The sequence below is a fragment of the Acetobacterium paludosum genome, from assembly GCF_008086595.1.
In the GTDB taxonomy this organism is placed as follows: domain Bacteria; phylum Bacillota; class Clostridia; order Eubacteriales; family Eubacteriaceae; genus Acetobacterium; species Acetobacterium paludosum.
In genome coordinates, this window is sequence record NZ_RXYA01000005.1 from 114,816 (window position 1) to 136,849 (window position 22,034).

Below are 22,034 nucleotides of genomic sequence, written 5' to 3' on the forward strand. Positions count from 1 at the left end.
GTTTCCTAAAATTCTCATTAAGAAAATTTATGTGTCATACCTTCTCAAAAAAGTTCACTGAAATAAAAAAGTGGGAAACTCTTTAACGAGCATCCCACACAGAAGGTAAAACTATCATCTAATATTTCAATTGCGACGTAATTATGATTTTACTTGTAATCATTATTAGGAATTAAACCAAAAATGCTTTATATCCTTTATAACACATATACACATCGACTTTTGATGCCAATTCAAAGGGTGCATGCATACTTAATAAAGCGGGCCCGCAATCCAGCACATCCATACCATATTTTGCTAATATATAGGCGATGGTCCCTCCGCCGCCAAGATCCACGCGGCCAAGTTCACCCATTTGCCAAACCACACCTGCATTATCCAATGTTTTTCTCATTTTTCCCATAAACTCTGCATGAGCGTCATTTGAACCGGATTTACCACGCGATCCGCCATATTTCGAAAGGACAATTCCTTTTCCAATATACGGTGCATTATTCTTATCGTGTGTTCCTGAAAAATTCGGATCGACACCAGCCGTAACATCTGCAGAAAGCATTTCTGAATTCATTAAACAACGCCGAACCACCATTTCTGGTTTCTCAATATTCATAAGATCAATCATTTCTGCAACAGAATTTTCAAAAAAGAGAGAATGCATACCGGTATTTCCGCAGCTCCCGATTTCTTCTTTATCTGCTAGAATAACACAAAGTGTTCGTTTAGGATTATCACGTTCAAGTATTGCCTTGAGTGCTGTATATGCGCAGATTCGATCATCCTGACCGTAACTGCCCACCAAACTTTCATCAAAGCCCACATTACGCGCAGCTCCTGCCGGAACGACTTCTAATTCTGCTGTTGCAAAATCTTCCTCTACCATACCATATTTTTCGTGAAGAATATTTAAAATATTTAGCTTCACACCTTCTTTAAGATCCTTCTCCTTATAAGGCTGACTTCCAACGATAATATTCAATCCTTCTCCGGTTATGCCTTCATTCATTTTTTTTGCATTTTGCTCCTGAGATAGATGGGGTAATAAATCAGTGATACAAAAAACAGGATCCGTCAGTGCTTCACCGATCGAAAGATTAATGGTTTCCCCATCTTTTTTAACCACCGTTCCATGCATTGCCAACGGTATGGTAACCCAATGATATTTTTTTATGCCGCCATAGTAATGGGTCTTGAAAAAAGCCATATCATCACTTTCATAAAGAGGTGTGGGTTTTAAATCCAAACGGGGCGCATCAATATGAGCGCCTACAATAGCCATGCCGTTTTCAATCGAGTCTGTACCAGCAATAAATAATACGATCGTTTTTCCCTTGTGCACCATATAAATTTTATCACCAGCTATAATTTTACCACTTTTTTTGTAATCATCCAGTGGTTTAAATCCAGCTTTCTCTGCCATTTTTATACTGATTTCCACACATTGCCGTTCGGTTTTTCCACTTGTCAGGTATGAAAGGTACTCATCACTGATTACCTTCATTTTATGCGTTTCCTCTTCATCTAAATCATTCCATGCAATTTCCCATTTTTTTGTCAGCTGTTCCTGCAGCAATATTCCTGGTGTTTTTTCTTTTTCCTCAGTACTCATCACTCTGTATTCTCCCTAACTAGTCTGCTTTGTTTGTTTCATCATTTGAGCCTGCCATAACTTCATGGATATTTGTTTTATTTTTTTCTCCTGCTTCTTCAGCCACGTGATAACTCAAATCTTCACCGCCAGCTTCACCCTTTTGCTTCATCGCTGCATCCTGGGCATTTTCATAAATCCGCTCTGAATGCTCTTCTTTTAGTGAAACACTTTTTTGAGGAGATTCCTTTTTAAAGGATTCTTCTTTTTCAGCTTCATCTTTTGGGCCCGCCATAACTTCATGGATATTTGTTTTGTTTTTCTCTCCCGCTTCTTCAGCTACGTAATAACTTGAATCTTCACCGCCGGCTTCGCCTTTTTGCTTCATCGCTGCATCTTGGGCATTTTTATAAATCCGCTTGTTATCATCTTTTTCCATTTTAGTTCCTCCTTTATTTTTATCACATTGTGGTTCATCCACAATTATAATTGTATCTAATTGATCTCGAAAGTTTTTTCTAACCGCCTGAAGATATTCAGCTCGAAGAGATTGTTGCTCTATTCGTTCTTCTTCAGTTAACGCCATTGTCTTTTTTTTATTTGCGAGAGTATTAATTCGCTCAATTTTTTCCTTAGTTATCATAAATTGTATCCTTTCTAAATTATACCATTAAAAACTGATTCTAATCATATTATAATTATTTTTTTATCACATAATCTTTGCAAACTTAATAAGATTCCCAATTTCCCATGATAATGCGTTAAGCCACCCTGAAAATAAACAATGTAAGGTTCCCGCATGGGTGCATCAGCTGAAAGTTCAATGGAAGATCCTTGAATAAATGCTCCTGCTGCCATAATAATGGGATCCGCATATCCTGGCATATTCCATGGTTCCGGTGTTAAGTGACTGTCTACTGGGGCTGCCTCTTGAATCGCCCGGCAAAATATTTTAATCCCTTCGCCGGTGTTCAAACGCACACTTTGAATAATATCACTGCGATAATCGGTCACCTCCGGACAAACCTCGAAGCCAAGTTTTTTATAGCATGCCGCCAATAATATTGCCGATTTAATCGCCTGGGCAACAACTGTCGGTGCCAAAAACAATCCCTGCAGCAAGGTTCGATTGATTCCCAAGGTAGCTCCCGTTTCCCTGGCAATTCCAGGGGCCGACAAGCGACACGCTGCCAAGTGGACAAGATCTGAACGACCGGCAACGTAACCGCCAGTCGGAGCCAGCCCCCCGCCTGGATTTTTTATTAATGAACCGGCAATGAGATCTGCACCGATCGATACCGGCTCAACACGATCTAAAAATTCACCATAGCAGTTATCTACAAAGACCACCACTTCTGACTTAACTGCCCGTATTTTCTTGATCATTTTTTCCATTGCATCAAGCGTTACCGCTTTTCTCCAACTATATCCGGTGGAACGTTGCAGATAAATCATTTTCGTATTGGGGGCAATTGCCGTTAAAATCGCTTCCTCATCAAAGCTTCCATCCTCCAGTAATTCCACCTGATCATAGGTTACTCCATATTCTTTAATGGTACCGAGTCCCTGATATTTATCTTCTAACCCGATTACCGACCGGATGGTATCATAAGGAGACCCTGTTATCGCCAATAAATGATCTCCCGGTCTCAGAACACCGTAAAGTGCCAGGGAAATGGCATGTGTTCCGGAAGAAATATGTGGCCGAACCAAGGCATCTTCTGCTCCAAAAACATCTGCATATATTTTTTCGACAACTTCCCGGCCGATATCATCATATCCATATCCAGTGGCTACGGAAAAATGCCGTTCACTCAATCCCGCCCGCTGCATGGCCTTAATAACACGGTATTGATGAAATTCCGCCGTTAAATTCAAATCATTTAATGGCTCTACAATTTCATTTTCAATTTTTTCAACAAAATCAATCACTTCTTGCGAGATATTAAAATCTTTTTCTAAATAATCTTTAATGTCTTTTCTTTTAATCAAAAAAATACTCACTTTCTTTTTTTCTTTGTTACTATTCGCTAATCTGTGAAGCGATCACCGCGAGGCACTCTTCCAGAAGCATTTCGATTTTCTTATCTTCACTCATTTCAATCCAGTGAATGCGTTCATCCTTGCGAAACCAGGTCATTTGTCTTTTTGCATAATGACGGGAATCCCGTTTTAAGATGGTTACTGCCTCTTCCATAGATGCTTCTCCCCGAAGATAAGGTCCTAATTCCTTGTAACCGATGGCCTTAAGTGCCGTTAGGTTCCACTTATATCCACGATCGAGAAGCATTTGAGTTTCTTCAATTAAACCATTCTCAATCATCAGATCAATACGTCGATTAATTCGATCGTACAATACTTCTCTCGGCCATTTCAAACCAATCATCACATAATCATATGGAATTTCCTGCGTTTTTGTTTTTTCGTCAAAATATGATTTCGGCTTTCCGTTAATTTCATAAATTTCCAATGCCCGGATGACTCGATTTAAATTATTAGGATGGACAGTTTCTGCAGTGATCGGATCCACGCTCTTTAAACGCTGGTATAGAGTTTCCCGGCCTAACATTTCTGCTTCTGCCCTCAATCTTAGCCTAATTTCTTCATTGCCATCATTTTTCTGAAAATCCCATGGCAGCGTCAGACTATTGATATACAAGCCCGTTCCGCCGACGATAATGGGAAGTTTTCCCCTTCCGAAAATAGTCTCGATGGCTTTTAATGCCGCTTTTTTAAATTTTGCAACGCTAAACTCCTCATCCGGTGAAACACAATCCACCAGATAATGGGGCACGCCCTGCATTTCTTCAGTCGTTACTTTTGCCGTTCCAATCGTCATGTATTTATAGATCTGCATGGAATCAGCCGAAATGATTTCACCATTTAGTTTTTTTGCAAGTGCCACTCCCAGGGCCGTCTTACCGCTTGCTGTCGGTCCAGCCAAGACAAGAATTCTCGGTTTATTAATAGCCATTCATATCACCCGTTTAAATAACTTCATTAATTCATATTCCTTTAGCCGCGTGATAATGGGTCGGCCATGCGGGCAGGTAAAGGGGTTGTCCAATCGCATCAAATCTGTCAACAGTTGCTGAATTTCTGCCTGCGTAAGTGGTTGTCCACCCTTTATAGCCGCTTTACATGCCATACTGATTAATTTATTCTTTATTCTAAGTGAAACCACATTATCTGAGCCAGAATATTCTTCATCCGTATCGCATAAATTCTCATCAATTGCACTTTTTAGTAACTCAACGGTTTGCGGTTCACCCATTAGTACCGGCACACTGCGAACCAGTAAACTATCTTCACCAAAGACATCGCATTCATAACCTATCTTTTTATAGAATGCCAAGGCATTTCTTACTCCGTCTAAATCTTTGGGCCTTATTTTAACGGGAATCGGTGTTACCAGCCCCTGGCTTGGTATTAAACCGCCCCTTTCAAAAAGTCCTGCCAACTCTTGAGTGAGAAAAGCTTCATGGGCAGCATGCTGATCAATCAGATAAATCTCTTTTATTCCTTCTAAAAGGATATAACCATTGAACAATTGTCCGACAATTTTCATTTTTTGCAAATCCGGAAGTTTCTCCTTTTTAATGGTCGGCGCTTGATCCCTGACTATAAACGCCTTGGTTTTTTCAAATACACTTTCGCTGTTTTTTTGATCGATCTTCGCTTCGATCAAAAGCAGCTCATTTTCATTCAAAATTTCTTGATCTTTAGCGGCTTTGCTGGAGTCATTTTTTAATCGATAACTGACGTCTTTAGCATTCGTTACGATTGGATCTATTTGGGCAATATGAACCTGAGCTTTTTCTTCGATTTTTATCATCCGGTCATTGAAATTTGATCCAGTCTGTTTTTGCATTTTATCCCTATCGGGGGAACACTGATCATTTTTTGTCTTCTTTTTGATAATATCAGCACTCGAATTTTCTATTTTTTTGTCTATTTCTATCTTATTGATAATTTGTGTCATTTCTTTTTCTGAAAGCTGTTCTTTTCCATCCCCAATATTCACCACTAAATTTGCTCCGCGCAAAGTTTCCCGTATTCCCTGTTTAAATAACAGACAAATTAAACTTTCATTTAATATTTTTATTTCAGTTTTGGCGGGATGGATATTAATATCGAGCATTCTGCCAGGAAGTTCTATAAAAATAATACCAAAAGGATGTTGGTGCTTCATGGTGTAACCCATGTAGGCCTCATCCAAAGCCTGAGCTAATTGAGGATTCTTGATATAACGTCCGTTGATAAAAAATATTTGATCCTCGCGGTGATTTCGCATCATCTTAAGATTACCGATGAAACCACCCAGTTTCATGGGACTGTTTTCATAATCAACGGCAATCAGATTGTTCCCCTCTTCCCACCCATATAGCACATTTACAACATCGATTACTTTTCCTGAACCCGGTGTATCTAAAACAGAACGCCCGTTACACTTTACCTGAAATGCAATATTCGGATGTGACAATGCAATTTTATTCATTAAATTTCGAATTAAACCTTCTTCTTTTTTATCCTTTTCCATATGTTTTCTTCGTGCCGGCGTATTATAAAAAAGATCCCAAACTTTTATTTCCGTCCCCTGGTTATAAGAACACACCCGTTGATTAATAAGCATTCCGCCTTCAAAAGAAGTAAAACTTCCCACTTCCTCATTTTCATTTCGGGTTGTCACTTGTACTCTGGCCACTGCCGAAACACTGGACAATGCTTCCCCCCGAAATCCCAGTGAATTGATGGTTTCCAAATCATCAATGGTTGTTAATTTACTGGTCGCATGCCGTTTGAAAGCTAAAGGTATTTCATTATAAGCAATCCCGCAGCCATTGTCTCTGATTACAATTTGATTTTTTCCTCCGGCTTCGATCATCACCGAGATGTGATTTGCTCCGGCATCAATTGCATTTTCAACTAATTCCTTAACCACCGAAACAGGTCGGATAATAACCTCACCGGCAGCAATTTTATTGATTGTCTCATTGTTTAACATTTTAATTTTCATAAATTTATTATAGCATAAGAAAATAACACCGTCGATATACCCTAATACTAAAAATAAAAAACAGGAGCCATCAATTGACAACTCCTGTTTTCATTTTTACTTTTACTGTTTTATTTTTTCAGCATGTTTAATTGACTTTTCGGTTCCATGTTCGGTCGATTTAAAACAAGCTTAGGTTCAGGCAGTTCGATACCCAGTGCTTCTTTAAAAACATCTTCAATGCTTGAAACATACTTAAATGTCAATTCATTTCGCACTTCATCCGGAATATCAGGGACATCTCTTTCATTGTCTTTTGGTAAAAGAATCGTTTTGATCCCACTGCGTTGTGCAGCAATGACTTTTTCTTTAATTCCACCAACCGGAAGCACTTGACCGCTAAGGGTAATTTCTCCCGTCATAGAAAGCTTAGAATCGACCTGTTTTCCTAAAATAAGCGATGCCAGAGCCGTTGTCAAAGCCACTCCGGCGGAAGGCCCGTCTTTCGGCGTTGATCCCGAAGGCACATGAATATGAGTATCGTATTTAAAATAATCAAATCCATTGGCTAGTTCTCCTAAATGAGAACGAATAAGGCTCATTGCAATGGTAGCACTTTCCTGCATAACATCTCCCAGTTGACCTGTAAGTGTCAGTTTCCCACTGCCTGGCATTAGACTGGCTTCTATAAAGAGAATTTCTCCACCCACGGTTGTCCACGCCATCCCGGTAACCACTCCCGGCTTGTTATTTTCTCCTGCTTTTTCATGTCGTCTTGTTTTATTTCCCAAAACATCGCTAAGATTTTCGGTCGTTACAATAAATGGCAACTCAGCTGTTTTTGATACAATTTTTTCTGAAACAAACCGAGAGATTTTTGCTAATTGCTTTGTTAACCCTCGCACTCCAGCTTCCGCTGTATAGTTTTCAATAATCGCTTCAATGGCTGTTTCTTCAATTTGAAGCATTTGATCGGTTAATCCATGCTCTTCCAATACTTTTGGCAACAGGTGATCAATGGCAATACGCTTTTTCTCTCCATTTGTGTAACTCGACAACTCTATGATTTCGGCACGGTCCAAAAGAGGAGCCGGTATGGTGCTTAAATCATTTGCTGTGGCTATGAAAAACACATCTGATAAATCATAAGGAATTTCTAAATAATGATCTGAAAACGAATTGTTTTGCTCTGGATCTAAAACTTCCAGCAACGCTGCCCCTGGATCACCTTGATTTGATATTCCCATTTTATCTATTTCATCCAGAACAAAAACTGGGTTTTTGGCTTCGGCATTACAAATTCCTTTAATAATTCGTCCCGGCATTGCTCCTAAATATGTTTTTCGATGCCCACGTATCTCAGCTTCATCACGAACACCGCCTAAGCTGGCTCTTACATATTTTCGGTCAATTGCCTCGGCAATGCTTTTCCCCAAACTTGTTTTACCCGTTCCCGGAGGTCCCACTAACAGAAGAATTGAACCCTGTTTGTCTTCTTTTAATTTCATAACCGCAAGATGTTCAATGATTCTTTTCTTCACATCATCAATTCCATAATGATGCGAATCCAGAACTTTTCGGGCATGTTCGATATCAATTTCTTTCTTTTCACTTACCCACGGCATTTCAAGCAATAAATCAAGATAATTCATGATCACATTACCCTCTCCGCTATTGGGAGGAGTATTTTCCAGCTTGTGCACTTCTTTTAGCGCAATTTTCTTTACATCTTCAGGCATATCCGATTCCAGTACGTGAGTCCGATAATCCTCATCTTCTTCAACATCCCCATCCATTTCTCCGAGTTCTGCTTTTATATTTTTAAGCTGTTCCCGAAGCATTGCTTCACGATAGGATTTGTCTTTTCTTTGAGAGTACTTTTTACTGATTTCTAATTGCAGATGCACGGAATCTTTTTCTCGTACAATATAATCAATAAAATTAAGGGTGCGTTCTTTGATGGAATCAATTTCCAATAAATCCTGTTTGCTTTTTAATGGAATGCCCATCATGGGAACGGTATATCCCATTAGTTCTTCTAATGACGGCAATCCTTCTAAAATGCTTATAAAGTATTCAGCCCCTTTAAATTTGTTGCTTAAATCCTTCATTAGACCTTTGATGTATAGAATCATCTCTTGCTGTTCAGCTTCAGTGATATCCATAATGTCTTCTTGATCGCTATAGGATGCTGTAATTTGTTTTTCTTCAAAAGTAAAGTCATATATTTTTACACGATTAATTGTCGTAATATCAATGACGAACCCAGTATCCGATTTCTGTATATTATCAAATTTCATCAGCACACCGATTCGAAAAAAAGAATCCGCCGTTAATTGAACTAATCCTTTGTAATCTTTTGTTGACAACCCGATAGCTAATGTATTATTCTTGACGATAAGTTCTTTGATATTGTTTCCGATATCATCGTTCACAAAAATCCGGGTGCTAATTCCAGGATAAATTACAGTCTCTGTAATCGGGATTAATGGTGCGTTTTTGATTTCTAGTACGTTCATTTTTTTCCTCCTAATCCTCTAACCTTATGTTTTATTTTAAAGGATTTTATTTAGTAAAGTGATAAATTGATCCAGTTCTTCATCTGTAAGACTATTTGTAATTCGCTCAACTAAGCGTACATGTGTTTTTTCTTCAGCTCTTGCAATGGATTTGCCTTTAGGTGTTAAATAAATAAAATACACCCTGCCATCCTCTGGAGAACGTTCTCGATAAACACATCCCATTGAAATGAATTTTCCGATTAATTCAGTAATCGTCGGTTTTGAATTTTGCGTTTCCTGAGCCAGCTGACTAAACGTTACCCGATAATTCTGATCGATGATTCGCAGATAATATACCTGTTTGATTGTTATATCTCGTGCCTGACCTTCTTCATCTTCATGAAAGTCCGCCTCCATCTGAAGCAATTTTTGATAGGCCTGAAATAATTCATTTTTCTTACATGCCATAATATCACCCAACTGATTTTATTAGTTAGATTTAACCTAACTACTTGATAGAAGTATAGCTCTCTTACTGACAATTGTCAAGAAGAGAGCTATCTATTTTAATTAATTAAGTTTTCTTTAATTTTCTATTTGAATTGATGTTCTCGGACATTTTATATTGCATTTTTCCATAATAAGCATTTACTCATCTATATATTGACAAAAAACATTGAAAAGGCTATGATCTTTATTAAATAAATTAATTTTCAAGGAGATAATTATGGAAAAAACCCCTTTAGCTACCGTAGGTAGTAAAACAATTTACACCTCGGATTTAGATGCCTTAATCAAACAATTACCCCAGGAACAGGCAAATCAGTTCACGTCTCATGAAGGACGTCGACAGTTATTAGAAGAACTCATCGCCCAAGAACTTTTTTATTTAGAAGGTAAAGAAGAAAAAGCTGATGAAAGCGAAGAATTTAAAAAAATGCTCATTGATGCTGAAGAAAAGCTCTTAAAAACACATATGATTGCTCAATTTATGTCGGATGTTAGCGTTCAAGATGAAGAAGTTCAAAAATTCTACAATGAAAATCCGACCCAATTCATCGCACCCGATAGTATTCGTGCAAGCCATATCCTTCTGCCGGCCGAACAACAAGCAATTGACATTATTGAAGAAATTAAAAACGGGAAATCCTTTGAAGCCGCCGCTAAAGAATTTTCGACTTGTCCTTCCAGCGACAACGGCGGGGATTTAAATTATTTTTCAAAAGGTCAAATGGTTCCAGAATTTGAAGCCGCTGCTTTTGCCTTAGAAATCGATGAAATGACAGAAGTTCCTGTACAAACTCAATTTGGATACCACATCATTAAACTGACCGATCGAAAAACATCACAGACCATTCCCTATGATTCTGTAAAAGAAAATGTACGCAATTTTTTGCTGCGTGAAAAACAAAACAGAGCCTTTATTGGCAAAGTTGATGAACTCAAACAAAAATATCCAGTAACTATGGAAATGGGAATATAATTAAAAACGGGAACTGTTCTTCAAGACAGTTCCCGTTTATTGCAAAACCTATTTTTCGTATTTTTTAAATCTCGTCCGACTCTTTTTTACACAAAAATTTATGACCTAAAATAAAACCGGCAATCATAAAGAGTGCTGCAAAAACCCCCAACACACATGGAACAATTTTTTCTTTGTGAGCAATAAAACAACACTGGCTCTCTTCACTCTGATTTTCTTCTTTTTTATGACAGCACATTCTTTTTTCCTCCTAATTTTAGTTTTCCTTATAATTTTATTATATACCCACTTCTTCTAAATTCAACCTACTATTTTAATTTCAATTTATTTTTTATTAATCACTTGACTCTTACCTTAAGTAATAGTTTATTATTGATCTTGTAAGGAGGTCATCAAATGAAAATGACTGTAAAAGAAGTTTCAAATCTCACCGGAGCTAGTGTGCGCACCCTTCACTATTATCACAGCGAAGGAATTCTTATTCCCAGCGAGATTTCTCAAAACAATTATCGATATTATGATGAAGACAATCTTAAAAAATTGCAGAATATTCTTTTTCTTAGAGAACTGGATTTTTCAATCCAGGAAATAAAACATATTCTTTCAGATCCAAATTATGATCAAATTGAATCCTTTACAAAACAGCGAAACCTTCTTTTGCTAAAGCGAGATCGTTTGGACAACCTTATTAATTTATTAGACAAAAAAACAAAAGGAGAAAACAACATGAATTTTGAACCATTTGATATGAAAAAAATTGAAGAGATGAAAATAACGTATGAAAACGAAGTAAAAGAACGTTGGGGAAATTCCCAGGCGTATACTCAGTACGAAAACAAAACCAACCACTATACCCCTGAAAATTGGGAAGAAATTCACAATGAAGCTGAAAACATCTACACTGACTTTATTAATAACATGAATAAATCACCAGAAAATCCCGAAGTTCAGGAATTAGTCGCTAAATGGCAACAACACATCAGCAATCATTATTATGACTGCACGAAGGAAATTCTTTCCGGACTTGGCATGATGTACGTTTGTGATGAACGTTTCAAAAAAAACATTGATGAACACGGTGAAGGCTTAGCTCAATTTATGAGTAATGCCATCGCTATTTACACATCAAAATAATATAAAAAAAAGGTAGCGGCTAAATCTAAAATGATTGCTCGTTATTGCAATTTTTCTGGCATCGATGAGATTGGACCCCGTTCAGGTATTTATTTCAAAGTGTATCAATGAACGATTAGTAACCTTGGGAAATTATAAAGGGTTAAGTGAAATAAAAAGACATGATTATTTCACTTAACCCTATATTGTGATCATTAAATATTCATACTGACCAATTGTTAGTTTTGTTCTTTTAAGATTTTAATATAATCCTTCATATATTCAGGCAGATCAGGAGGACGTCGACTTGAAACAATGTGACCATCAATAATGGATGGCACATCATGCCAAATGGCTCCGGCATTTCTCATATCATCCCTGATGCCCGGGGTACTGGTTACATTGATGCCTTTTAGTATTCCCGCCGAAATGAGAACCCATCCGGCGTGGCAAATCTCGCCAATCACCCGTTTTCGATCATCCATGTTTCGAATCATATCCAGAACGACGGGAAAACGTCTTAACGCATCAGGTGCCCATCCTCCAGGTACCAAAATACCGTCGTAATCCGCTGGATTAATATCGGTAAAGGAATAATCTGAGATGCAGGGCACTCCGTATTTGCCGACATACTTTTTACCTGCCGTTTCTCCCACAACATGAACAGTGACGCCTTCTTCGCGTAAACGAAGCACCGGGTACATTAATTCAAGATCTTCAAAATCATTGCTGATCAATGCGATAATCTTTTTGCTTTCCATATCGTTCCTCCGATCATTTTTATCTGTTAGGCATTTCCTCTGGAGCCGGGTTTAACCAGTTGTATTTTTCCGGCTTTGCAAACCGGACAATCTTTTGCATCCCATGCCGTGATTTCAAGCTTAATTGAAGAATAAATCGGCATGTCTATTTCAACTCCCGGGGCCCGACGATCAGCGATACAGGCAACCCCCAATACTTCAGCACCCAAAGCTTCCAGTACTTTCTTCGTTTCAATGGTTGATTTTCCGGTGGTTACAACATCTTCGGTGATAATCACTTTTTCACCGGGTTTGATCTCAAAGCCTCTTCGCAGTTGCATTTCGCCATCTTTACGTTCTGTGAAAATGGATTCTTTTCCCAGCTGTCGGCCAATTTCATAAGAAACAATGACCCCGCCCATGGCTGGCCCAACCACCTTATCGATATCTAACGTTTTTAGCTGTTCCACCACTGGTGCCAACACCTTAGCAGCTTTATCCGGGAAACGCAGCACTTTTGCACATTGCACATACTGATCGCTGTGTTTACCGGAGGATAATAAAAAATGCCCTTCTAAAAACGCATCCGTTTCTTTTAATATTTCCAATATTTCTTGACTCATCCTATTTCCTCAATTCTATATTTTAATCTTTCTCTTAACTTGCTGTTTATATAATCCCACGGATTTCCGAGATATTGGCAAGCCCTTCTTTTTCACAATAAACTTCCAGTCCTTCAATAATTTCAATCGGTGCCAGGGGATTAATAAAATTCACGGTCCCAATTTGAATACAGGTTGCCCCTGCCATAATAAACTCCAGCGCGTCTTCCCAGGTGCTGATTCCGCCCATCGCCATTACCGGTATGTTAACCGCCTGACAAACCTGATGCGTCATTCGCAGGGCAATGGGTTTAACCGCCGGTCCGGAAAGCCCGGCATACAGGTTGTCAAAAACAACAGCCCTTTTTTTATAATCGATGGCCATCCCCTGAATGGTATTAATCAGAGAAATACCCTGAGCGCCGGATGCTTCACAGGCCCGCGCAATATCAGCCACTGAATCCCCGTTTGGCGATAATTTCACCATCACCGGATGATTCGAAATGTCCACCACTTTTTTGGTGATATCTCCTGCGGTCTCCGCTGTCATGCCATAAGCCATTCCGCCCGCCTTCACATTGGGGCAGGAAATATTCAGCTCAATGAGCTTCACATCAATGGCATTCAGTTTTTCAATGGCCTTCAGATAGGATTCTTCATCTTTTCCCCCAACATTGACAATGGTTACGGTGTCAAGGCTCTTTAGATGTGGCCATTCGTTTTCGATAAAAGCCTCGATTCCCGGATTTTCCAAACCGATGCTGTTCATTAAGCCTGCAGGTGTTTCCCATAAGCGTATGCCGGTGTTTCCTGATTGCGGTTCTAAGGTCAGACCTTTTGAACAAAGTCCGCCAAGTTTTTCCAAATCATAATATGCTTCATATTCCCGACCAAAGCCAAAAGTGCCGGAAGCGGGAACAACCGGATTTTTAAAGAGAATCTCATTGAATTTTGTTTCAAGTTGTTTAGACATAAAACACCTCATCGCTTAAAAAAACCGGACCATCTTTACAGACTTTTTTATTTCCGTATTTTGTCGCACAGGTGCAACCCAGACAAGCACCAATTCCACAAGCCATGCGAGCTTCCATTGATACATAAACCAGATTTTCTGCCGGCGTTGCTTTTGCGACTGATTTCATCATTACTTCCGGACCGCAGGTTACAACAACCTCGTTGGATGCTACCTTCAGTTGATCGGTGATCATTCCGCCGATATTCAAATTCACTTCATCTGCAATCGCATTAAAGGATTCCACACAATAGGAGCTGTCTCGAAAACCCAAGTATACCCGACAGTTTCCCTGTGGATTTTTTTTCTTGTAATCCTTCACGAAATAGTATAACGGCGCGATTCCAATGCCTCCGCCAACTACACAGAGATCCCCGACAATCTGGGGAAAGCCATTACCCAACGGTCCCTGCAGGATCACTTCACTCTGAGCTTTTAGACAGGATAAAATTTCGGTTCCTTTACCCACTACCTGATATAAAAAGGTCAATTTCCCGGCCTCATAATCGTGAACACTAATCGGTCTGGATAATAACGGATCTTTATCCCAGGCCCGCAGCATAAAAAATTGACCCGGCAAAACCGCACCGGTAAACGCAACCGTCATTTTGCAAATCCCGGGACTGATAAATTCGTTACTCCGGATTATAGCCATTGGAGAATATCCTCCTTCATTGCCAGCGTCGCATTTCGGATGTGCTCTGCAAAACCCTCATCTTCACATCCTGCTTTTTGATGCCCGGTAATCAGGCCCCGGGATGAATTGACAACCGCACATCGGGTGCGTTTAAGGATATTGGCGATGTCTTCCCCTTTACCTCCCTGGGCACCATAACCCGGTACCAAAAAGAAGGTATGAGGGCATCTTTTTTGAATGGCTGCAAATTCGTCTGGTCGCGTCAGGCCGACAACGGCACCAATGGAACTGAATCCACATTCGCCTCTGAAAGCACTGCCCCATTTTTCGATTTTATCACCCATGATTTCATAAATGAAATCATCCTGAACTTTCAGGTTTTGCAGATCAACTGCTGATGGGTTTGACGTGCGTTGAAGAATAAAAATGCCCTTATTATTGTCTTTAATATAAGAATAGTATGGTGACACCGCATCTTCTCCCATATAAGCATTAACCGTCATAATATCCACTTCAAAATCACCGGTAAAATGACCTTTGGCATATTGGTCTCCAGTGGATGAAATATCCCCCCGCTTTACGTCCCCAATCACCACAATGTTTTTATTTCTGGCATATTTTACCGTTTCGCTATATGCCTTGAGTCCATCTAACCCAAGGGATTCATAGCACGCAATTTGAACCTTGTAGGCCGCTGCCAGATCTTCTGTGGCATCAATCACTTTCTTATTGAAGGCTGTTATTTTTTCACCATCAGACCAATCTTTTAGAAGCAAATACTGCGGTAAAAATTTAAGTGTCGTATCAAGACCCACACAAATCGGGCCTTTTTTTATCGCATCTTTATAAAGCCGATCCATTATCATCATATTTTATATTTCCCTTCACCATCGTCATTAAAACTTTGCCTTTAAGCGTTTCTCCCCCAAATGGATTATTTCTGCTTTTAGAAATGAAATCTTTGGGATTGATTTTACCCTCCCAATTCAGATCAACTAAAACTAAGTCTGCCGGATATCGTTCTTTAACAAGACCGGTCTTTAGCCCCATCCGTTTTGCCGGTGCATAGCTTAACATTTCACTCAATTTTTCCAGCCCGATTTTATTTTGATTAAACACAGTATAATACATAGAAAATGCCATCTCAAAATTATTAATGCCAGGCGCCCCATTTTGCTTATCTTCTTCTGAATGAGGGGCATGGTCCGTCCCACACATATCAATCATCCCGTCTTTAATGCCTTCAATTAATGATCGCCGGTCGGGGTAGGTTCTAAAAGGCGGATTCACTCGGTATTCCATCGCTGATGCAAAAAGATGGTGGGGTGTCACTTCGCAGGTAATATCCAGACCTTTTTCTTTCGCCATCCGAATGACTTCCAAGGTATCTTTCTTGCTAATATGACAAACATGTAAATGGCCGCCATAACTTTCCAGAAGCCCAACATCCCGTTTAACCAAAGCTGTTTCCGGATCACAATGGGTTAACAGAATAAAGTCATTTTCTGCGGATGCTTTCAAACCTTTTACCATGGTATCTTCATTTAAAATAGAAACGCCATCATTGGAAAACACATTGGTCAGTGTTCGCAATGCTTCAAAATCGACTAATTCTTCTTCGCTGAAATTCTTGGTCACTGCCGACACTTGAATCAGCTTACAAAGATTCAATTCTGTCGCTTTGTTTAGATTTTTATTAAGGATTTCCGCATTATCAATGATTGGTTTGGTATTGGCCATGGCAACTAAAGATGTGAATCCGCCCTTCAAAGCTGCTTTCATCCCAGTTTCCATGGTTTCCTTGTATTCATAGCCAGGATCTCTTAAATGACAGTGCATATCGATGAATCCCGGCATCAGTACATGTCCCTCACCATCGATTTCCTTATCGTATGCTGCGCGAACCACGCCTTTTTCTTTGTAAACTTTTTTTATTTTTCCATCTTCTATCAATACCTTGCCGGATCGCAGTCCTTCAGCATCAACAATTTCAATGTTTTTGATCAAGGTTTTCATGTGTCCCTCCTTCTTTTAGTCTTCTTCAATAAAGGTAGTAAAAGCATCACAATATTCACAACGATACTGCTTTTTTTCTTCATTAACTAAATAAAATTTTATTTCTCTGACATCTTCATACTGCGTAATACAGCGAGGATTTTTGCATTTCATGATTCCATTGACAACTTGCGGAAGCGTAAGTTTGACCTTTTTATACATTTCTCCATTTTTGACAAAATTTATGGTGACATTGGGATCAATGAGGCCTAAAACCGTCATATCAATTTGCATATCTGTTTCAATTTTGATCAAATCTTTTTGCTTCATTTTTTTACTTGGAATGTTTTTCAGAAGAACGACCACATCATCTATATCATTGAGGTGGAGCGCCTTATAAATCTCAAAGCCGTGACCTGCTTCGATATGGTCAATAATGATTCCCTTTTTTAGTTTAGATACATTTATCATTTTTATCCTCCACCCCCAAAAGTTTGGCAATCAGTGCCATTCGCACGTACATCCCATATTTTGCCTGAGTAAAATAAACCGCTCTGGGATCATCATCAACCTCTGTGGCAATCTCATTAACCCGTGGCAATGGGTGCATCACGATCATATCTTTTTTTGCACTCTTCATTTTCTTTTTATCAAGTACATAATAGTCTTTCAACCGAAGATATTCTTCTTCACTGACAAAACGTTCCCGTTGAACTCTGGACATATAAAGTATATCCAAGTCTCCAATCACTTCATCCAGGTTTGTGGTTTCTTTATAAATCCCATCATCCAACAGATTGAGAATATTTTCGGGCATCTGCAGTTCTTTTGGCGATATAAAAACAAACTTTACCCCCTGATATCGACTTAGCATTTTTACCAACGAGTGAATCGTCCGGCCAAACAGTAAATCGCCGCAAACGCCAACCACGTGATTGTCATACCCACCTTTAAATTTCCGAATGGTCAGTAAATCTGTCAATGTCTGAGTTGGGTGTTCATGTCCCCCATCGCCGGCATTAATAATCGGCATATTCTTAGCAAACTTTGACACTAGCCGTGCCGTTCCTTCCCGTGGATGCCGGATAACGGCAATATCCGAATAACATTCAATGGTTCGGATGGTATCTCCTAAACTCTCTCCCTTAGAAACTGATGAATTATTTGGATCATCAAATCCAATAATTTCGCCACCTAAGCGAAGCATGGCGGCTTCGAAACTAAAACGCGTACGAGTCGAAGGCTCATAAAAAAGGCTGGCTAATAATTTTCCCTTACAAACCATAGAATAACCCTCTGGGTTTGCAATAATATTATCAGCCAGCTGCATAATCGATTCAATTTCGTCTAGCGAAAAGTCGTTAGGTTCGATTAAATGTCTTCCTTTTAACATAATGTTCCTCCTATTCATCAACACAATTATGGGCAAAAAACAAGCCGCTTAAAAATAATAGCGGCATACTTTGTAATAGGCATTTTTCCTAATTAAATGGTTTGTTTTTCACCTTTTATGCCACGCTCAATATGAGCATGCATACTAAATTACAATAATCATAATTTAATTATCCGAAATTGTCAATGCTCTTTCATTAAAGAAACCGTCATCTTAAGATATTATTTTGACTATTTTGTTTCTAACACTATGACGGCGATTCTATTTTTACTTTTTCACAACTTTCCTTTTCATAATAGACAAATCATCTGGAATTTCAATCGGTATAGTGATATGATAAAAAAGAAAAGAAGGAGGAATTCTATATGTATTTTGTAACTTATCAATATAATGCTTTTAGTGAAGGCGGCATCCTAACTGCGGATGAAAAAAAAGTTTTACCAATTACAACAATTGGAAAGCTTATGGGTCTCAAATTTCCAGAACGATTAATCGATTTTATTCCAATGGCTACCGATAAATTGTTATCTGATGTTCAAAACATAATGACTGCAAATCCGAATCTTGGGATTGACCTCAGCCTGGTAAAACTGTTGGCTCCAATTCCCAAACCGCCAAGAAATATCTTCTGTCTGGGAAAGAATTATGCGGATCATGCTAAGGAAATTAAAAATATTCCTTCATTGACCGAACTTCCGGAAAGCCCTATTTATTTTTCTAAGCTGCCAACGTCTGTCACCGGTCCTGATACGGTTATCCTCTCCCATGCCAATGCAACCAAAGAAATTGACTATGAAGTTGAACTTGCCATTGTAATTGGAAAAGAAGGCTCGGATATCCCCAAGGAAAAAGCCGAGGAGTATATCTTTGGCTACACCATTGCCAACGATATTACTGCGCGTGATTTGCAAAAGAAACATTCCCAGTGGTATAAAGGTAAAAGTCTTGATACTTTCTGTCCACTCGGACCAAAAATTCTTCATAAAAGCACATTGAAAATTCCTTTTAATATCGCATTAACCTGCCGGGTCAATGATGAAATCCGACAGCATTCTACTACAAGTCATATGATTTTTGACATTCCAACAATCATCAGCGATTTATCTAAAGGAATAACACTACTTCCTGGAGATATCATTCTTACCGGAACACCTGCCGGAGTTGGGTGTGCAAGAAAGCCACCCCTGTTTTTACAGCATGGCGACAAAATCGAAGCAGAAATTGAAAAAATAGGTGTTCTAAGAAATATTATTGAATAATCATCTTGAATTTAGACTATAGAAAAGCGCACCCAATAATTTCGGATGCGCTTTTTGCGATTTTAAACAGGCAGACGCTTAATTCCAAAAGCGCCGACTCCTGCTGCAAATAAAAGCAGACTAATTGTTAAAAAGCCGACACATATAGTCACAATATTCGCTTCGCCTTTTACAATTGCAAGGCTGTTAAAAGCATTATATAATGAATATTTTCCTAAAAATGCAGTTAGGTCCGAAATACCACTGAGTATGGTAAACAGGAAAAAGATAATGAGGATTCCCGCGCCAAAACCTAAAGATAATGTTGTGTCATTAAACAAACAAGAAAAGAAAAAACAAATCATTCCAACTGTTATTGTCAATAGACACGCACAGAGATTAAGTTCAAAAAATACGGACTTATCAAGTGTTCCTGGAAAACAATACCCGCTTATTGCCAAGCCCACAAGAAAAAGAACAGAAAATAAGACAATGATGGAAAACACCATATATAGGCCTTGCGTCACAATGATTTTCACGCGACTATTTGGGGTTGTCAATAAGCAGGCAAAAGAACCATCATTGACCCATTTTGCGACCAAACGATTTCCGAGGATAATACAATAAACCATTGGAAAAAGATAAATTATAATTCCGTAGAATAAACTGCCGATAAAACCAGTTAGCCCACTGTCAATTGTGCTAAGTCTCATCGCCTTTACCAATGCAACTGGTAATAATGACAACATATCCACAAGTGCTCCGACACCATTTGGATCATACATATAAATAATAACCCCCAGATACAACGACATCAAAAAAACAAAAATTAATAGCAGGAAAATGTTATCTTTTATGTCTTTAAGAAACAAAGGAATACTCATGCGTTTATCGCCTCCTTACTATAATACTTTTGAAAAATTTCTTCTAATGTCTGCGTGTTTGAGTTGAATACTAAAACCTTCTCATGAGATAATACTTTTACTAAAGCATCAATACGATCCCCTTGACAAAGTATTTCATAATCTTTTTCAGAAAACTGTTTGTAGCCAAAGCCATATTTTTTTAATTGTTCTAAATTCGGATGAGCTTCAAATCGCACAAAATACGATTTTATCTCTGCCGATTTCACCTGAATAATATCATCTTGGGCAACAATGTGCCCTTCTTTTAAAATTCCTACCCGATCACAGGTACGTTCGACATTTTCAAACATATGTGTTGCCATTAAAATTGTCTTTCCCTGGCGTTTTTCTTCAATGATCAAATCAACAAATCGCGACTGCATAAGAGGATCGAGTCCATTTGTGGGTTCATCTAAAATCAGAACTTCCGGATCGTGCATGAAAGCAGTAACAATTGCCAATTTTTGCTTCATATCATTGGACAGGTTCTCAATTTTTCCTCGAGTTTCCAATTCGAAACGTTCAATTAATGAATCTCTCAATCCCGTTTTCTTGGACCGACTTGAACCGCGCATTCGCGAAATAAAATTAAGGTATTCTTTAACCCGCATCCCATCAAAAAAAGAAGTTTCCTCTGGAATATAGCCAGTTATTTTTTGAATGGCTGCTGCTTTATTAAAGCAATTCAATCCATTTATGGTTGCTAGCCCTTTGCTGGAATGACTTAATCCCATTAAGACACGAATTGTTGATGTTTTTCCAGCACCTTTTGGCCCAATGTAACCAAAAGCTTCGCCTTTTTCAACCTTAAAATTTAAGTCAAATATTCCTTTATTGCCTGAATACTTAAGGGTGATGTCCCTTGTTTCAATCATACTTTTCTCTCCTTTAAAATAAATAATCAATTTCGAGATTTTTTATTATCAAGTAAACCAACTGTATTCTTTATCGCTTTTTCAATTAATATAATTGTTCAAATGATTGGCAATATTAGCAAACTCAGACCCTGTTAATGTTTCGCCTCGAATACCTGGTGCGATGCTGCATTCTTCTAATACCTTAAGCAGCACTTCTTTATCAAAAATGGTGTTCATTGTTAAACCGTTGATCAAAGTCTTCCGACGATTTAAGAAGCTTGCCTTTACAACCGATAAAAACAGTTCTTTGTTTTCCACCTTGAATTTTGGAGAATCCAGTTTTTTAAAGGTAACGACAACGGAATCAACCTTTGGTCTGGGAATAAAAACATGAGATGGTACACTAAAATCAAGTTTAATATCAGCATAAAATTGAGCAACAATACTCAATGAACCATACGCTTTTGTACCCGGTCCACCGCAAATACGCTCTCCGACTTCTTTTTGAATTAAAAAAGTCATCGATTCAATGGGTAAGTCCGATTCCAAAAAACCCATAATGATTGGAGTTGTAATGTAATAAGGTAAATTCGCAACAATTTTAATCGGCAACTTCCCGATGTCATCACCAAGAAGTTCTCGCACATTCGTTTTAAGAATATCGCCTTGTATGATTTCAACATTATTGCAGTCTCTCAGTGTTTCATGAAGTACCGGAATCAATTTTTTATCTATTTCCACCGTGACGACTTTCTTGGCATTCTCGCTAAGAACTTGAGTCAGGGTTCCAATCCCGGAGCCAATTTCTAAAACGAGATCTCCTGTATCAACTTCTCCAGCCATCGCAATTTTCCTTACAATATTTTCATCGATTAGAAAATTCTGTCCAAATCTTTTATTAAAGTGAAGGTCATATTTTTTTAATAGTGTTTCAATTACGTGTGGGGATGTTAATTTTTCCATAAAATCCTTTCAAT

Annotated in this window: 22 protein-coding genes; 3 read left to right on the forward strand and 19 right to left on the reverse strand. The window is 38.6% G+C overall.

Annotated features, from left to right (window positions below; all coding sequences use genetic code 11):
• Positions 1-172 precede the first annotated feature (172 nt).
• The 7 genes from FZC41_RS06885 to FZC41_RS06915 form a co-directional block, all read right to left on the reverse strand.
• The gene (locus tag FZC41_RS06885; RefSeq protein WP_148566661.1) at positions 173-1,606 is read right to left on the reverse strand and encodes an aminopeptidase; all 1,434 of its coding nucleotides are present in this window, start codon (positions 1,604-1,606) and stop codon (positions 173-175) included.
• A 19-nt stretch (positions 1,607-1,625) separates the two neighbouring features.
• Positions 1,626-2,228, reverse strand: a complete 603-nt coding sequence (locus tag FZC41_RS06890) for a DUF896 domain-containing protein (RefSeq protein WP_148566662.1) — start codon at positions 2,226-2,228, stop codon at positions 1,626-1,628.
• A gap of 44 nt (positions 2,229-2,272) precedes the next feature.
• Positions 2,273-3,577 carry a methionine gamma-lyase family protein gene (locus FZC41_RS06895; protein ID WP_148566663.1) on the reverse strand — a complete coding sequence of 435 codons (1,305 nt, stop codon included), beginning with the start codon at positions 3,575-3,577 and terminating at the stop codon, positions 2,273-2,275.
• A 31-nt stretch (positions 3,578-3,608) separates the two neighbouring features.
• Positions 3,609-4,559 carry a tRNA (adenosine(37)-N6)-dimethylallyltransferase MiaA gene (gene miaA / locus FZC41_RS06900; protein ID WP_148566664.1) on the reverse strand — a complete coding sequence of 317 codons (951 nt, stop codon included), beginning with the start codon at positions 4,557-4,559 and terminating at the stop codon, positions 3,609-3,611.
• Positions 4,560-6,590 carry a DNA mismatch repair endonuclease MutL gene (gene mutL / locus FZC41_RS06905; RefSeq protein ID WP_243136667.1) on the reverse strand — a complete coding sequence of 677 codons (2,031 nt, stop codon included), beginning with the start codon at positions 6,588-6,590 and terminating at the stop codon, positions 4,560-4,562.
• Between the two features lie 122 nt (positions 6,591-6,712).
• Positions 6,713-9,100, reverse strand: coding sequence for an endopeptidase La (gene lon, locus FZC41_RS06910; protein ID WP_148566666.1), 2,388 nt, complete (start codon positions 9,098-9,100; stop codon positions 6,713-6,715).
• 36 nt (positions 9,101-9,136) lie between these two features.
• Positions 9,137-9,550, reverse strand: a complete 414-nt coding sequence (locus FZC41_RS06915) for a MarR family winged helix-turn-helix transcriptional regulator (RefSeq protein ID WP_243136668.1) — start codon at positions 9,548-9,550, stop codon at positions 9,137-9,139.
• Positions 9,551-9,809: 259 nt separating this feature from the next.
• Here FZC41_RS06915 and FZC41_RS06920 point away from each other — a divergent pair, with 259 nt between their 5' ends.
• Positions 9,810-10,565 carry a peptidylprolyl isomerase gene (locus tag FZC41_RS06920; RefSeq protein ID WP_148566668.1) on the forward strand — a complete coding sequence of 252 codons (756 nt, stop codon included), beginning with the start codon at positions 9,810-9,812 and terminating at the stop codon, positions 10,563-10,565.
• Positions 10,566-10,629: 64 nt separating this feature from the next.
• Here the strand turns inward: FZC41_RS06920 and FZC41_RS17260 are convergent, their stop codons facing one another.
• Entirely contained in the window at positions 10,630-10,803 is a 174-nt protein-coding gene (locus tag FZC41_RS17260; RefSeq protein ID WP_170253888.1) for a hypothetical protein, read from the reverse strand.
• Between the two features lie 158 nt (positions 10,804-10,961).
• Here FZC41_RS17260 and FZC41_RS06925 point away from each other — a divergent pair, with 158 nt between their 5' ends.
• The gene (locus FZC41_RS06925) at positions 10,962-11,699 is read left to right on the forward strand and encodes a MerR family transcriptional regulator (RefSeq protein ID WP_148566669.1); all 738 of its coding nucleotides are present in this window, start codon (positions 10,962-10,964) and stop codon (positions 11,697-11,699) included.
• Positions 11,700-11,917: 218 nt separating this feature from the next.
• Here FZC41_RS06925 and FZC41_RS06930 read toward each other — a convergent pair whose 3' ends face one another.
• From FZC41_RS06930 to pyrB, 8 genes are read right to left on the reverse strand one after another with little or no spacing between them, the layout of a single operon-like run.
• Positions 11,918-12,439 (reverse strand): type 1 glutamine amidotransferase domain-containing protein, encoded by a 522-nt coding sequence (locus FZC41_RS06930; RefSeq protein WP_148566670.1) that lies wholly within the window; start codon positions 12,437-12,439, stop codon positions 11,918-11,920.
• Between the two features lie 26 nt (positions 12,440-12,465).
• Positions 12,466-13,041, reverse strand: a complete 576-nt coding sequence (gene pyrE, locus FZC41_RS06935; protein WP_148566671.1) for an orotate phosphoribosyltransferase — start codon at positions 13,039-13,041, stop codon at positions 12,466-12,468.
• Between the two features lie 46 nt (positions 13,042-13,087).
• Positions 13,088-13,993 carry a dihydroorotate dehydrogenase gene (locus FZC41_RS06940; RefSeq protein ID WP_148566672.1) on the reverse strand — a complete coding sequence of 302 codons (906 nt, stop codon included), beginning with the start codon at positions 13,991-13,993 and terminating at the stop codon, positions 13,088-13,090.
• Entirely contained in the window at positions 13,986-14,687 is a 702-nt protein-coding gene (locus tag FZC41_RS06945) for a dihydroorotate dehydrogenase electron transfer subunit (protein ID WP_148566673.1), read from the reverse strand. The genes FZC41_RS06940 and FZC41_RS06945 overlap by 8 nt, the downstream gene beginning before the upstream one ends.
• Positions 14,678-15,538: an orotidine-5'-phosphate decarboxylase gene (gene pyrF / locus FZC41_RS06950; protein ID WP_148566674.1), complete on the reverse strand. Its 861-nt coding sequence runs from the start codon at positions 15,536-15,538 to the stop codon at positions 14,678-14,680. Before pyrF ends, FZC41_RS06945 begins: the two co-directional genes overlap by 10 nt.
• Positions 15,513-16,685: a dihydroorotase gene (locus FZC41_RS06955; protein WP_148566675.1), complete on the reverse strand. Its 1,173-nt coding sequence runs from the start codon at positions 16,683-16,685 to the stop codon at positions 15,513-15,515. The genes pyrF and FZC41_RS06955 overlap by 26 nt, the downstream gene beginning before the upstream one ends.
• 15 nt (positions 16,686-16,700) lie before the next feature.
• Complete coding sequence (locus FZC41_RS06960; protein WP_148566676.1) at positions 16,701-17,135, reverse strand: aspartate carbamoyltransferase regulatory subunit; 435 nt, start codon at positions 17,133-17,135, stop codon at positions 16,701-16,703.
• Positions 17,119-18,057, reverse strand: a complete 939-nt coding sequence (pyrB, locus tag FZC41_RS06965; RefSeq protein ID WP_148566677.1) for an aspartate carbamoyltransferase — start codon at positions 18,055-18,057, stop codon at positions 17,119-17,121. The genes FZC41_RS06960 and pyrB overlap by 17 nt, the downstream gene beginning before the upstream one ends.
• A gap of 365 nt (positions 18,058-18,422) precedes the next feature.
• Here pyrB and FZC41_RS06970 point away from each other — a divergent pair, with 365 nt between their 5' ends.
• Positions 18,423-19,316, forward strand: coding sequence for a fumarylacetoacetate hydrolase family protein (locus FZC41_RS06970; RefSeq protein ID WP_148566678.1), 894 nt, complete (start codon positions 18,423-18,425; stop codon positions 19,314-19,316).
• A 62-nt stretch (positions 19,317-19,378) separates the two neighbouring features.
• Here the strand turns inward: FZC41_RS06970 and FZC41_RS06975 are convergent, their stop codons facing one another.
• The 3 genes from FZC41_RS06975 to rsmA form a co-directional block, all read right to left on the reverse strand.
• Positions 19,379-20,179 (reverse strand): ABC transporter permease subunit, encoded by an 801-nt coding sequence (locus tag FZC41_RS06975; RefSeq protein ID WP_148566679.1) that lies wholly within the window; start codon positions 20,177-20,179, stop codon positions 19,379-19,381.
• Entirely contained in the window at positions 20,176-21,075 is a 900-nt protein-coding gene (locus FZC41_RS06980; protein WP_148566680.1) for an ABC transporter ATP-binding protein, read from the reverse strand. The genes FZC41_RS06975 and FZC41_RS06980 overlap by 4 nt, the downstream gene beginning before the upstream one ends.
• An 81-nt stretch (positions 21,076-21,156) precedes the next feature.
• Positions 21,157-22,020, reverse strand: coding sequence for a 16S rRNA (adenine(1518)-N(6)/adenine(1519)-N(6))-dimethyltransferase RsmA (gene rsmA, locus FZC41_RS06985; protein ID WP_148566681.1), 864 nt, complete (start codon positions 22,018-22,020; stop codon positions 21,157-21,159).
• Positions 22,021-22,034 lie beyond the last annotated feature (14 nt).